Annotated in this window: 12 protein-coding genes; 8 read left to right on the top strand and 4 right to left on the bottom strand. The window is 68.6% G+C overall.

The features are described from left to right. Positions 1-16: 16 nt before the first annotated feature. From amaA to SZ55_RS03345, 8 genes are all read left to right on the top strand, one after another. A complete protein-coding gene (amaA, locus tag SZ55_RS03310) occupies positions 17-1300 on the top strand; it encodes an L-pipecolate oxidase (protein ID WP_044401250.1) in 1284 nt (427 codons plus the stop codon). A gap of 438 nt (positions 1301-1738) precedes the next feature. After that, on the top strand, positions 1739-2860 hold the full coding sequence (locus tag SZ55_RS03315; RefSeq protein ID WP_044401252.1) for a branched-chain amino acid ABC transporter substrate-binding protein: 1122 nt from the start codon (positions 1739-1741) through the stop codon (positions 2858-2860). 275 nt (positions 2861-3135) lie between these two features. Then, a complete protein-coding gene (locus SZ55_RS03320; RefSeq protein ID WP_044401255.1) occupies positions 3136-4050 on the top strand; it encodes an ABC transporter permease subunit in 915 nt (304 codons plus the stop codon). Between the two features lie 2 nt (positions 4051-4052). Beyond that, positions 4053-5330, top strand: a complete 1278-nt coding sequence (livM, locus tag SZ55_RS03325; RefSeq protein ID WP_044401258.1) for a high-affinity branched-chain amino acid ABC transporter permease LivM — start codon at positions 4053-4055, stop codon at positions 5328-5330. Next, the gene (locus SZ55_RS03330; protein ID WP_044401261.1) at positions 5327-6202 is read left to right on the top strand and encodes an ATP-binding cassette domain-containing protein; all 876 of its coding nucleotides are present in this window, start codon (positions 5327-5329) and stop codon (positions 6200-6202) included. The genes livM and SZ55_RS03330 overlap by 4 nt, the downstream gene beginning before the upstream one ends. After that, positions 6199-6915 (top strand): ABC transporter ATP-binding protein, encoded by a 717-nt coding sequence (locus SZ55_RS03335; protein WP_044401264.1) that lies wholly within the window; start codon positions 6199-6201, stop codon positions 6913-6915. Before SZ55_RS03330 ends, SZ55_RS03335 begins: the two co-directional genes overlap by 4 nt. A gap of 96 nt (positions 6916-7011) precedes the next feature. Continuing rightward, a complete protein-coding gene (locus SZ55_RS03340) occupies positions 7012-7941 on the top strand; it encodes an ornithine cyclodeaminase family protein (RefSeq protein WP_044401267.1) in 930 nt (309 codons plus the stop codon). Positions 7942-8752: 811 nt separating this feature from the next. Next, positions 8753-9517 carry an SDR family oxidoreductase gene (locus tag SZ55_RS03345; RefSeq protein ID WP_044401270.1) on the top strand — a complete coding sequence of 255 codons (765 nt, stop codon included), beginning with the start codon at positions 8753-8755 and terminating at the stop codon, positions 9515-9517. Here SZ55_RS03345 and SZ55_RS03350 read toward each other — a convergent pair. The 4 genes from SZ55_RS03350 to ureG all read right to left on the bottom strand — a co-directional run bounded on the left by SZ55_RS03350 (position 9495) and on the right by ureG (position 12729). Beyond that, positions 9495-10409, bottom strand: coding sequence for a glycerophosphodiester phosphodiesterase (locus SZ55_RS03350; RefSeq protein WP_044401273.1), 915 nt, complete (start codon positions 10407-10409; stop codon positions 9495-9497). The genes SZ55_RS03345 and SZ55_RS03350 overlap by 23 nt on opposite strands. 279 nt (positions 10410-10688) lie before the next feature. Beyond that, positions 10689-11138 (bottom strand): BRO-N domain-containing protein, encoded by a 450-nt coding sequence (locus SZ55_RS03355; RefSeq protein WP_044401276.1) that lies wholly within the window; start codon positions 11136-11138, stop codon positions 10689-10691. A gap of 385 nt (positions 11139-11523) precedes the next feature. Then, the gene (locus SZ55_RS03360) at positions 11524-12096 is read right to left on the bottom strand and encodes a HupE/UreJ family protein (protein WP_044401279.1); all 573 of its coding nucleotides are present in this window, start codon (positions 12094-12096) and stop codon (positions 11524-11526) included. An 18-nt stretch (positions 12097-12114) separates the two neighbouring features. Next, positions 12115-12729, bottom strand: a complete 615-nt coding sequence (gene ureG, locus SZ55_RS03365) for an urease accessory protein UreG (RefSeq protein WP_044401282.1) — start codon at positions 12727-12729, stop codon at positions 12115-12117. Positions 12730-12738: the final 9 nt, after the last annotated feature.

Below are 12738 nucleotides of genomic sequence, written 5' to 3' on the forward strand. Positions count from 1 at the left end.
CCCTGAGGAGTCGTGCATGTCCCTGCGTTCGTCCTGTCTCTGGGAGTCCGTGACACCGGCGTTGCCCGAGGCCGCCGCGCTGTCCGGCGAGGTCCGGGCCGACGTCTGCGTCATCGGTGGCGGCATCACCGGCCTGAACGCCGCCCTGCGCCTGCTGGAGGCCGGGCGCCGGGTGTGCGTGCTGGAGGCCCATGAAGCGGGCCACGGCGGCTCCGGGCGCAACGTCGGGCTGGTCAACGCCGGCCTGTGGATTCCGCCGGACGACATCGTCGCCGGGCTCGGTGAGGCGGTCGGCGAGCGCCTCAACCGCACCCTCGGCGGCGCCCCGGCCCAGGTGTTCGAGGTGATCGAACGCTACGGCATCGACTGCCAGCTGCGCCGCGAAGGCACCCTGCACATGGCCCACAACGCCCGTGGTCAGGCCGACCTCGCCAGCCGCTGTGCCCAGTGGCAGCGGCGTGGCGCCCCGGTGGAGCTGCTCACCGGCCAGGCCTGCCGCGACGCCACCGGCACCGACCGCATCGCCGCGGCCCTGCTGGACCGCCGCGCCGGCACCCTCAATCCCATGGGCTACACCCGGGGGCTGGCGCGGGCGGTGGTGGGGCAGGGCGGCCAGTTGTTCCACCACAGCGCGGTGAACCGGCTGGAGCGCCAGGGCTCGCTCTGGTGCGTCGCCACCGAGCGCGGCACCGTGATGGCGCCCCAGGTGGTCATCGCCTCCAACGCCTACACCGAAGGGGAGTGGACCGAGCTGCGCCGCCACTTCTTCCCTGGCTTCTATTACCAAGTGGCCTCGGCGCCACTGACCGGCGAGGCCGCCGCGCGCATCCTGCCGGGCGGGCAGGGCTCCTGGGACACCCGCCAGGTGCTCAGCAGCATCCGCCGCGACGCCGAGGGCCGCCTGCTGCTGGGCAGCCTGGGCAATGGCGCGCAGAAGCCGCTGTGGTTCCTCAAGGCCTGGGCCGACCGCATCCAGGGCCACTACTTCCCCTACCTGGGCAAGGTGGAGTGGACCCACACCTGGACCGGCTGCATCGCCTTCACCCCGGACCACCTGATGCGCCTGTTCGAGCCGGCCCCCGGGCTGGTGGCGGTCACCGGCTACAACGGCCGGGGCGTCACCACCGGCACCGTGGTGGGGCGCGCCTTCGCCGACTACCTGCTGGGCGCCTCGCCGGATGCCCTGCCGATGCCCTTCCAGCCGATGACGCCGGTGGCCGCCGTGGGCCTGCGCAGCGGCCTGTACGAGCTGGGCTTCTCCCTCTACCACGCCGGGCAATGCCTGCGGGTGGTCATCTGATGGGCCACCGCCCCGACCGCCCGGCCGGGCGCGGTGCGGCCCCTTCGCGACAGCGGCACGCCGAGCCGGGCCTTCGCCCGGCCTGCGACGCCGTGTCCATCACACTGTCGGCAATCCGGACCGCCGCCCGGGCGGTCATGCACTAGCCTGTATTGGTGCGCGAGCCCGCCGCCCGCGCACCAGGCGTGTGCACTTCGGTGACAGTGGCAGTTACCAGGGGTTGCGCTTGCGGCGCCGGGGGTTGCTATTGCCTGGCGAGTGCCCGGAAAGAGGGGTGCTGCCGGGTTGCACCTTTGTCCGGAGGCGGGTTGCACATTGCCGTTCCAGACGGTTCGGAGGGCTGTACGACGTTTTTTCAGGACGCGCAAAAACGAGTGGCACGGCGCTTGCTGAAGTAACCGCTGCCAACACATAACCCCCCTCAGGAGCACAACTCCCATGCCTCACAAGTCTTTCAAGAAAGGTGTTCTGGCTGTTGCGGTTTCCAGTGTTATGAGTCTGTCTTCCCTGGCGTTCGCCGACGTGGTGATCGGCGTGGCCGGTCCGCACACCGGCGCCAACGCCTCCTTCGGCGAGCAGTACTGGCGTGGCGCGAGCCAGGCCGCCGAGGACATCAATGCCGCCGGTGGGGTCAACGGCGAGAAGATCAAGCTGGTCAAGGCGGACGACGCCTGCGAACCGAAGCAGGCCGTGGCCGTGGCCAACCGCCTGGTGGACCAGGACAAGGCCATCGGCGTGGTCGGGCACTTCTGCTCCTCCTCCACCATCCCGGCGTCGGAGGTCTACGACGAGGCGGGCATCATCGCCATAACCCCCGGCTCCACCAACCCGCAGGTCACCGAGCGCGGCCTGTCCGGCATGTTCCGCATGTGCGGCCGTGACGACCAGCAGGGCATCGTCGCCGGCGACTACATCGTCGACGTGCTCAAGGCCACCAAGGTGGCGATCGTCCACGACAAGGACACCTACGGCCAGGGCCTGGCCGACGCCACCAAGGCGCAGCTGGCCAAGCGCGGCGTGAAGGAGGTGCTGTACGAGGGCCTGACCCGTGGCGAGAAGGACTTCAACGCCCTGGTCACCAAGATCCGCGCCAGCGGGGCGGAAGTGGTCTACTTCGGCGGCCTGCACCCCGAGGCCGGCCCGCTGGTCCGGCAGATGCGCGAGCAGGGCCTGACCGCCAAGTTCCTCTCCGGCGACGGCATCGTCACCGACGAGCTGGTCACCACCGCCGGCGGCCCGCAGTACGTCAAGGGCGTGCTGATGACCTTCGGCGCCGACCCGCGCAAGATCGCCGACGGCGCCGCCGTGATCGAGAAGTTCCGCGCCAACGGCTTCGAGCCGGAAGGCTACACCCTCTACTCCTATGCCTCCCTGCAGGCCCTGGCCGCGGCCTTCAACGGGGCCGGTGCCAACGATGCGGCCAAGGCGTCCGCCTGGCTGAAGTCGCACCCGGTGCAGACCGTGATGGGCAAGAAGGAGTGGGATGCCAAGGGCGACCTGAAGGTGTCCGACTACGTGATCTACGAGTGGGATGACCAAGGGAAGTACCACCAGCAGTAAGCGCCGGCCGGGAACGGCCGCGCGCCGGCCTGGCGGTGTCCACGACGCCGCCCGGCCTTCGAGCGACCGATCCCCGGCGTAATGGCTCGGCCGGCCCGCCAGGCGCCACCCGCACCTGGTCGGCCGGTGTGTTCCGGGTCCCGCTCGAATCCCACCTGCTTGTGCCGCGCAGGCGACTGCCCGACGTAACACGGCGATTCAGTGGCACCCGTCCGATTTCACTCGCGGGGGCTGGCCGAACCCAAGGCCCGTCCTCCAGAAGACGAGACTGATCAATGGACGGCATCTTCCTGCAACAGCTGATCAACGGCCTGACCCTCGGGTCGGTCTACGGGCTCATCGCCATCGGCTACACCATGGTTTACGGCATCATCGGCATGATCAACTTCGCCCACGGCGAGGTGTACATGATCTCCGCCTACCTCTCGGCCATCGGCCTCGCGCTGCTGGCCTTCTTCGGGCTCGAATCCTTCCCGCTGCTGATCCTCGGCACCTTGCTGTTCACCATCGCGGTGACCGGCATCTACGGCTTCGTGATCGAGCGCATCGCCTACAAGCCGCTGCGCAACTCCACGCGCCTGGCGCCGCTGATCTCCGCCATCGGCATGTCGCTGATCCTGCAGAACTACGTGCAGCTGGCCCAGGGCGCCCGCCAGCAGGGCGTGCCCACGCTGCTGGACGGCGCGCTGAAGTTCCACGTCGGCGAGGGTTTCGTGCAGCTCACCTACACCAAGGTGTTCATCCTGGTGGCCGCGTTCATCGGCATGGGCGTGCTCACCTACGTGATCCAGCGCACCAAGCTCGGGCGCATGTGCCGCGCCACCCAGCAGGACCGCAAGATGGCCTCGATCCTCGGTATCAACACCGACCGGGTGATCTCCTACGTGTTCGTCATCGGCGCCGCCATGGCCGCGCTGGCCGGCGTGCTGATCACCATGAACTACGGCACCTTCGACTTCTATGCCGGCTTCATCATCGGCATCAAGGCGTTCACCGCCGCGGTGCTCGGCGGCATCGGCTCGCTGCCCGGGGCGATGCTCGGCGGGATCATCCTCGGAGTCGCCGAGGCGCAGTTCTCCGGGATGGTCAACACCGACTACAAGGACGTCTTCAGCTTCTCCCTGCTGGTGCTGATCCTGATCTTCCGTCCCCAGGGCCTGCTCGGCCGCCCGCACGTCGCCAAGGTGTAAGCATGTCTTCTGCCTCCAAGATCGATATCAAGAAGAGCCTGGTGGACGCCATCGTCGCCGGCCTGCTGGCGCTGATCGTGTTCGGCCCCATCGTCGGGGTGGTGCTCGACGGCTACAGCTTCAACCTGCAGCCGGAGCGCGTCGCCTGGATGGTCGGCGCCGTGGTGGTCGGCCGCTTCCTCCTTAGTCTGTACCTGCAGAGCGCCGGCGGTTCCGGCCTGCTGGAGCGCTTCGAGCGCGGTGGCTCCGGCGTCCACGTGCTGCCGCCGGACCACCGCAGCGCGATGCGCTGGGTGCTGCCGCTGGTGATCGTCGCCGCGGTGATCTTCCCCTTCTTCGCCAGCAAGTACCTGCTCACCGTGGTCATCCTCGGGCTGATCTACGTGCTGCTGGGCCTGGGGCTGAACATCGTGGTCGGCCTCGCCGGCCTGCTCGACCTCGGCTACGTGGCCTTCTACGCCATCGGTGCCTATGGCCTGGCGCTGGGCTACGAGCACCTGGGGCTGGGCTTCTGGAGCGTGCTGCCGCTGGCCGCCCTGGCCGCCGCCCTGGCCGGGGCCATCCTCGGCTTCCCGGTGTTGCGCATGCACGGCGACTACCTGGCCATCGTCACCCTCGGCTTCGGCGAGATCATCCGCCTGGTGCTGAACAACTGGCTGAGCTTCACCGGCGGCCCCAACGGCATGTCGGTGCCGTCGCCGACCTTCTTCGGCCTGGAGTTCGGCCGGCGGGCCAAGGACGGGGGGACGCCGATCCACGAGTTCCTCGGCATCGCCTACAACCCCAACCTGAAGTTCCTGTTCATCTACGTGGTGCTGTTCCTGGTGGTGCTGCTGGTGCTCTACATCAAGCACCGCCTCACCCGCATGCCCGTCGGGCGGGCCTGGGAGGCGCTGCGCGAGGATGAGATCGCCTGCCGCTCCCTGGGCCTCAACCACGTGCTGGTGAAGCTCTCCGCCTTCATGCTCGGCGCCTCCACCGCGGGCCTGGCCGGGGTGTTCTTCGCCAGCTACCAGGGTTTCGTGAACCCCTCGTCCTTCACCTTCTTCGAGTCGGCGCTGATCCTCGCCATCGTGGTGCTCGGCGGCATGGGCTCCACCGTCGGCGTGGTGATCGCTGCGTTCGTGCTGACCATCGCCCCGGAGATGCTGCGTAGCTTCGCCGACTACCGGGTGCTGATGTTCGGCATCCTCATGGTGGTGATGATGATGTGGCGACCGCGCGGGCTGATCCGCATCAGCCGTGCCGGATTCGCCCCGCGCAAAGGAGTCGCGCCATGAGCCAGGACACCATCCTCAGCGTGCGCAACCTGATGATGCACTTCGGCGGCATCAAGGCCCTCAACGACGTCAGCCTGGACATCCAGCGCCATTCCATCTCGGCCCTGATCGGCCCCAACGGCGCCGGCAAGACCACGGTGTTCAACTGCCTCACCGGCTTCTACAAGGCCACCGGCGGCAGCATCCTGCTGGACGCCCGGGGCACCTCCACCGACGTCATCCAGGTGCTCGGCGAGCCCTTCCAGCCCACCGACTTCGTCAACCCGGCGCGCATCGGCAGCCGCCTCTACTACAAGATGTTCGGCGGCACCCACCTGGTGAACCGCGCCGGGCTTGCGCGCACCTTCCAGAACATCCGCCTGTTCCGGGAGATGTCGGTGGTGGAGAACCTGCTGGTGGCCCAGCACATGTGGGTCAACCGCAACCTGCTGGCCGGTGTGCTCAACACCCCGGGCTTCCGCCGCGCCGAGCAGGAGGCCCTGGACCACGCCTTCTACTGGCTGGAGGTGGTGGACCTCACCGACTGCGCCAACCGCCTGGCCGGCGAACTCTCCTACGGCCAGCAGCGCCGCCTGGAGATCGCCCGCGCCATGTGCACCCGGCCGCAGCTGATCTGCCTGGACGAACCCGCCGCCGGCCTCAACCCGGCGGAAACCGAGGCGCTCAGCCGGATCATCCGCACGCTGCGCGACGAACACCAACTGACCGTACTGTTGATCGAGCACGACATGGGCATGGTGATGAGCATTTCCGACCACATCGTGGTGCTGGACCACGGCGTGGTGATCGCCCAGGGCGGCCCCGACGCGATCCGCAACGACCCGAAGGTGATCGCCGCCTACCTGGGCGCCGACGAGGAGGAGGTCGCATGAGTGCCCCCCTGCTCGAATTCAAGGACGTCGACGTCTTCTACGGGCCCATCCAGGCCCTGCGCCAGGTCAGCCTGCACATCAACGAAGGGGAGACGGTGAGCCTCATCGGCGCCAACGGGGCCGGCAAGTCCACCCTGCTGATGTCGATCTTCGGCCAGCCCCGCGCGGCTGCCGGGCAGATCCTCTACCAGGGCGTCGATATCACCCGCAAGTCGCCGCACTACGTGGCCTCCAACGGCATCGCCCAGTCCCCCGAGGGGCGCCGCGTGTTCCCCGACATGAGCGTGGAGGAGAACCTGCTGATGGGCACCATCCCCATCGGTACCGCCCACGCCGACGAGGACATGCAGCGCATGTTCGATCTCTTCCCCCGGCTCAAGGAGCGGCGCAACCAGCGGGCCATGACCATGTCCGGCGGCGAGCAGCAGATGCTCGCCATCGCCCGTGCGCTGATGAGCCGCCCCAAGCTGCTGCTGCTGGACGAGCCCTCCCTCGGGCTCGCGCCCATCGTGGTCAAGCAGATCTTCCAGACCCTGCGGGAGCTGGCGAAGAGCGGCATGACCATCTTCCTCGTGGAGCAGAACGCCAACCATGCGCTGAAACTCTCCGACCGCGCCTACGTGATGGTCACCGGGGAGATCCGCATGAGCGGCACCGGCGAGGAACTCCTGGGCAACCAGGAGGTGCGCAACGCCTACCTCGGCGGCCACTAGCCCGCCGTCACCCACGCCGCCACCCGGGCCACCGGGGGCGGCTGCCTCTGGAACGCGGCCACCGGCAGGGTGGCCGTGCCGGCAAAGGAGCGCGTCATGTCCAGCATCCGTTTCTTCACCAATGCCGAGGTCGCGGCGACCCTGGCCTATCCCGCACTCATCGAAGCCCTGCGCCAGGGCCTGGCGCAGCCCGCCGAGGCGCCGGTGCGCGCCTGCCACGCCCTGCCGCAGGACGCCTCGCTGCTGTGCATGCCGGTGTGGCGCACCGGGCAGGGCGTCGGCGTGAAGCTGGTGACGGTGTTCCCCGGCAACGGCGCCCAGGGCCTGCCCGCCGTGGCGGCGGTGTTCGCCCTGTTCGACGACGTCACCGGGCAGCCCCTGGCCCTGCTCGAAGCCTCCGAACTCACCGCCCGGCGCACCGCCTGCACCTCCGCCCTGGCGGCCGACCACCTGGTGCGCGCCGACGCCGAGCGCCTGCTGGTGGTGGGCACCGGCACCCTGGCGCGGCACATGGTGCGGGCCCATGTGTGCGTACGTGGCTACCGCCGCATCGAACTCTGGGGCCGTGACGCGGGCAAGGCGGCGGCGTTGGCCACCGCACTGCGCGACGAGGGCTACCCGGTGCAGGCGGTCGGCGACCTGGCCAGCGCCGTGGCCACGGCGGACTGCATCAGCTGCGTCACCACCTCCCGCGAGCCGCTGGTGCGGGGCGAATGGCTGCGCCCCGGCACCCACCTCGACCTGGTCGGCGCCTTCCTGCCAAGCATGCGCGAGACCGACTCCGCCGCCGTGGGCCGCGCCCGCGTAGTGGTGGACACCCGCGAAGGCGCGCTGGAGGAAGCCGGCGACCTGCTGTTCGCCATGGCCGACGGCGCCTTCGACGCCGACCGCCTCGACACCGAGCTGCGCGACCTGCTCGCCGGACGCGGCGCCCGGCGCGATGCCACGGAGATCACCCTGTTCAAGTCGGTGGGCTACGCCCTGGAAGACCTGGTGGCCGCGCGGGTGCTGCTGGCCGGCGCCTGAGCCAGGCGCTCCACCGGCCCACCAGGCGGGGTCAGGGCGAGCGCCAATGGTGGATGGAAAGAGCGCCATCCAAGGCGCACAGAGCCTGTCCGTAGGATGCGGTGAGCTCAGCGAACCGCATCGATGCCCCGTACGTGGCGGCCATGCAGGGTGGGCCGGGCGGCGTTCCGCTTCAGCCCACCAGCGGTGGTCAACGTGGGCTGAAGCCCACCTACGGCAGCCTGGGCGAATGAATTCGCCCCTACAGGCGCAGGCGGGCGCCTCGGGCTGCTCACAAAATCTGTGGACCGGGCTGTTGAAAACATGTGGGCAGCTGGCTGCCGGGCCCGACCGGCGGTCGTCCGCGGCGCTTGCTCGGGATTCGTACAGCCAGGCTTTTTTTAAGCAGAACAGTTGCTTGCGCGCGGGCCTTGAAGTGCCCTGGCAGTTATCCCCGCGGCCTGTGGATAACTGTGTGGGCAAGCTCTGGAGCCCTGGCCGGCAGCCCCTGCCGTCGGGGCGCTGGGCAGGCTGCTCGAAAAATCACCAGCAGCGCCGGCAGGATTCCCTGGAGGCCTCGTGATTGCTGGCGTTCACGAATGAAGGCGAACGGCCGGGCCGGCGCGCCCAGGCCCACTGGAGTTGTCCCCACGATCTGTGGAACAGCCTGTGGCCTGCCTGTGGAAAACCTGGGGGCGGATGGCGCTATCCCACGCCCTGCAAGGGCCCGTTGGCGGCCGCCTGGAAATCCGCCACGGGCTAGGAGAACCCGCCCGCTTTCTGGCACTGTGGGCGCCCCGTGACATAGCCCGCCCCAGCGAGGAGAGATTCCATGACATCCACCCTGTTCATCACCGGCGCCACCTCCGGGTTCGGCGAAGCCTGTGCCCGTCGCTTCGCCCAGGCGGGCTGGAAGCTGGTCATCACCGGTCGCCGCGAAGACCGCCTGAAGGCCCTGGCCGCCGAACTCTCGGCCCATACCGAAGTGCTGCCACTGACCGTGGACGTGCGCGACCGCCAGGCCATGGAAGCCGCCATCGCCGGCCTGCCCGCCCAGTTCGACCGCCTGCAGGGGCTGATCAACAACGCCGGCCTGGCCCTGGGCACCGATCCGGCGCCCAAGTGCAGCCTGGATGACTGGGACACCATGGTGGACACCAACATCAAGGGCCTGCTCTACAGCACCCGCCTGCTGCTGCCGCGCCTGATCGCCCACGGCCGGGGCGCCGGCATCGTCAACCTCGGCTCCATCGCCGGCACCTACCCCTATCCGGGCAGCCACGTGTACGGCGGCACCAAGGCCTTCGTCCGGCAGTTCTCGCTGAACCTGCGCAACGACCTGGTGGGCACCGGGGTGCGCGTCACCGACATCGAGCCGGGCCTGTGCGAGAGCGAGTTCTCCCTGGTGCGCTTCGGCGGCGACCAGGCGCGCTATGATGCGACCTATGCCGGCGCCGAGCCGATCCAGCCGCAGGACATCGCCGAGACCATCTTCTGGGTGATGAACCAGCCGGCCCACATCAACATCAACACCCTGGAGCTGATGCCGGTGAGCCAGACCTGGGCCGGCTTCGCTATCGATCGTTCAGCGAAGTGAGGCGGGTCGACCGCCCCAGCAGCTGCAGGGCGCGGTCGGGGTAGTCGGTGATCAGCGCCTCGGCGCCCATGTCCAGCAGGCGCTGCATCACCGGTTGTTCGTTGATGGTCCACATCTGCACGTTCAGCCCGCGCTCGCGGGCGCTGCGCATCATCGACGGCGTGGCGAGCTGCATCCCAGCGTGTTCCTCGGGAATCTGCAGGGCTTCGTAGGAGGGGCTCAGCAGGCGTTCCAGGCCGAGGCTCTGCAGCACCACCAGCAGCTTCACCGAGGTCGGCCCGGCCGAGGTGGCCACACCGGGGCAGACGCTGCGGAAGTGCGTGAGGCTGCGCTCGTAGAAGCTGCCGACGATGACCCGGTCGCGCTGCCCGGCCTGCTGCAGGGCGCTGCACAGGCGTTCTTCCAGCCCCACGTCGGGCACCTTGATCTCGATGACCTTGGCCACCTGCGGGAAGCCCTGCAGCACCGCGTCGAGGGTGGGGATGCGCACGCCCTGGCCCCGGTAGGGGTGGCTCTCGCCGCCGTCGGCGGTCCAGCGGTAGCCGGCGTCCAGCGCCTGCACCTGGGCGAGGCTGAGGGCAGCCACCGCGCCGCTGCCCTCGGTGGTGCGGTCCACGGTGGCGTCATGCAGCACCACCACCTGGCCGTCGGCGGTCAGGCGCAGGTCCATCTCCAGCATGTCCACCCCCAGCGCGGCCGCGCGCTCGAAGGCGAACAGGGTGTTCTCCGGCCACAACCCTCGGCCGCCGCGATGGGCGATCACCAGCGGGTGGTCACCCAGCCCGGCGAGCACCGCCGGCCGCTCCACCGGGCGGCTGGTCAGCGCCATGCCCAGCAGGGCGATGGCCAGGAGGCAGAGCGGAACGAGGCAGAACCGGGCAAAGCGTTTCATGGGGCTTCCATTTCGATGAAGACGGGCGTGCCGAATCAGACCCGGCGACTATGACAAAGACATGAAAGCGCCGCGAGTGGCGAGGTGTCCCAGGGGCCCCGCGTGTGGGTGCGGGGCCGGCACTGCCCACATAAACGGTGGGCCAGCCTGTGGATATCTTCTGGGCAGATTGCTGCAGGCCTTGCGTTCCGTGGGCTGCCGAATGGCGGACGATTTTTCGCCAGGAGAAGCTATTCAGCTTTGGAGTTGCCCCGTGCGCACGGGGCAACTTGGGGGCATCTACTGGGTCAGATGGCGAGGTACGTCTTCCCAGTGCATCCACAGCTCGCCTTGCCACTCCAGCAGCGATAGCCGTTGGTTCTGCCAACCGATCATCACGCGTCGAGGCGCGTAGAGCCCTGCGTTGTTTTGGTCACGGAGGGTGGGGATTACCTCACGGGTCAGCCACTCATCGAGGTGATGGGTTTCCGGATGGCCAAAACGGATAAGTGCCTTGTAGAGCCCGGCTTCGTTCATGACATCGACAATCTCTTCGCTACCTGTTCGGTAGGTCAGTCGTACGCGCTGTGTTTCATGTGCACGAAGACGCCTGTGCAACGAATGCGGGTGGTGCAGGCCCAGCAAGCGGGCGAAGTCGTAGGTACTGAACCAGGGCTGGTTGTCGATCATCACGCCGCGCAATGGACGCTTATGGCGGATGAAAGTGATGGGGATGTATGCATCTTCCATGGCAAGACTCCGTTTGCAGTTCTCCGCCTCCATCCCTTGTCGTCGTTCAAAGGGTGGAGGATCGCGTGGGGTTGACGAACCGGGCAAACGGAGCCGGCAGACCACAAGGGTCTCCCCACGCGATCCGCCATTACAGGCTGCAGCCAGAAAAACTGCATGCCAGCCAGGACTCGCGGAGAGCGTACGCCGCTCTCCACTTGTCCCGTAGGCGCTATCGCGCCGTTTGCTTCAGGTCGTCAAACCCGGTCGCGGCGTTTGCCGCGACCGGGCGAACTTAGGAGCCCTGCGGGTCAGGAACAAGCTCAGGAAAGCGGTTTCAGAAAATTCCTCATGCTCATGGCAATGGTGAGATGGGGCCGGCCTGTACTTCCTGGGGGCGAGCCTTTCAGCCCGCCAGCAACCAGGCCCCGGCGACGGCCGAGGCGCTGCCGGCGATGCGCACCAGCGGCGCGGCGGCCAGGGGCAGGGTGCGCACCAGGGCGTAGCCGATGGCATGCAGGGCGGCGGTGGCGGCGACGAAGCCGGCGGCGTAGCCCCAGGGGCTGGCCAGCTCCGGCAGCTCCAGGCCGTGGGCGACGCCGTGGGCCAGGGCGAACAGGGCGGTCATGGCCACGGCGACGGCCATCGGCGGGCGCACGGCCACGGCCACCAGCAGGCCGAGGGCGAGCACGGAGGCGGCGATGCCGGTTTCCATGAAGGGCAGCTGCAGGCCCTGGAAGCCCAGCAGGCCGCCGAGCAGCAGGGTGGCGACGAAGGTCAGCGGCAGGGCCCAGCGGGCACGGCCCTGTTGCTGGGCGGCCCAGAGGCCGACGGCGAGCATGGCCAGCAGGTGGTCGAGGCCGGTCACCGGGTGGGCGACGCCGGCCATCAGCCCGGAGTGGTCATGCCCGGCGTGGGCGAAGGCCAGTGCCGGGGTGCAGAACAGGGCGAGGGCGAAGAGGGATTTGCGCAGGTTCATGGGGGCTCCTTGTGGGGGTCAGGCTGCGCCGAGCAGGCCCTGTTTTTCGATGAAGGCGATGATGTCGTCCAGGCCCTGGCCGACCTTCTGGTTGCTGAACACGAAGGGCCGCTCGCCGCGCATCTTGCGGGCGTCGCGTTCCATCACCTCCAGCGAGGCACCGACCATGGGCGCCAGGTCGATCTTGTTGATCACCAGCAGGTCGGACTTGCAGATGCCGGGTCCGCCCTTGCGCGGCAGCTTGTCGCCGGCGGAGACGTCGATCACGTAGAGGGTCAGGTCCGACAGCTCGGGGCTGAAGGTGGCGGAGAGGTTGTCGCCGCCGGACTCCACCAGGATCAGGTCCAGGCCCGGGAAGCGGCGGTTGAGCTGGTCCACCGCCTCCAGGTTGATGGAGGCGTCCTCGCGGATGGCGGTGTGCGGGCAGCCGCCGGTTTCCACGCCGATGATGCGCTCGGGCTCCAGGGCCTCGTTGCGCACCAGGAACTGGGCGTCTTCCTGGGTGTAGATGTCGTTGGTCACCACGGCGATGTTGTAGCGCTCGCGCAGGGCACGGCAGAGGGCGAGAGTGAGGGCGGTCTTGCCGGAGCCGACGGGGCCGCCGATGCCGACGCGCAGGGGTTGGCTGTTCATGGTGCTCTC

The sequence above is a fragment of the Pseudomonas sp. FeS53a genome (genome assembly GCF_000931385.1).
In the GTDB taxonomy this organism is placed as follows: Bacteria; Pseudomonadota; Gammaproteobacteria; order Pseudomonadales; family Pseudomonadaceae; genus Metapseudomonas; species Metapseudomonas otitidis.

Excerpts from the sequence above, each read along its gene's own strand:
- amaA (WP_044401250.1), top strand. The coding sequence starts at position 17 with ATGTCCCTGCGTTCGTCCTGTCTCTGGGAGTCCGTGACACCGGCGTTG.
- SZ55_RS03315 (WP_044401252.1), top strand. The coding sequence starts at position 1,739 with ATGCCTCACAAGTCTTTCAAGAAAGGTGTTCTGGCTGTTGCGGTTTCC.
- SZ55_RS03320 (WP_044401255.1), top strand. The coding sequence starts at position 3,136 with ATGGACGGCATCTTCCTGCAACAGCTGATCAACGGCCTGACCCTCGGG.
- livM (WP_044401258.1), top strand. The coding sequence starts at position 4,053 with ATGTCTTCTGCCTCCAAGATCGATATCAAGAAGAGCCTGGTGGACGCC.
- SZ55_RS03330 (WP_044401261.1), top strand. The coding sequence starts at position 5,327 with ATGAGCCAGGACACCATCCTCAGCGTGCGCAACCTGATGATGCACTTC.
- SZ55_RS03335 (WP_044401264.1), top strand. The coding sequence starts at position 6,199 with ATGAGTGCCCCCCTGCTCGAATTCAAGGACGTCGACGTCTTCTACGGG.
- SZ55_RS03340 (WP_044401267.1), top strand. The coding sequence starts at position 7,012 with ATGTCCAGCATCCGTTTCTTCACCAATGCCGAGGTCGCGGCGACCCTG.
- SZ55_RS03345 (WP_044401270.1), top strand. The coding sequence starts at position 8,753 with ATGACATCCACCCTGTTCATCACCGGCGCCACCTCCGGGTTCGGCGAA.
- SZ55_RS03350 (WP_044401273.1), bottom strand. The coding sequence starts at position 10,409 with ATGAAACGCTTTGCCCGGTTCTGCCTCGTTCCGCTCTGCCTCCTGGCC.
- SZ55_RS03355 (WP_044401276.1), bottom strand. The coding sequence starts at position 11,138 with ATGGAAGATGCATACATCCCCATCACTTTCATCCGCCATAAGCGTCCA.
- SZ55_RS03360 (WP_044401279.1), bottom strand. The coding sequence starts at position 12,096 with ATGAACCTGCGCAAATCCCTCTTCGCCCTCGCCCTGTTCTGCACCCCG.
- ureG (WP_044401282.1), bottom strand. The coding sequence starts at position 12,729 with ATGAACAGCCAACCCCTGCGCGTCGGCATCGGCGGCCCCGTCGGCTCC.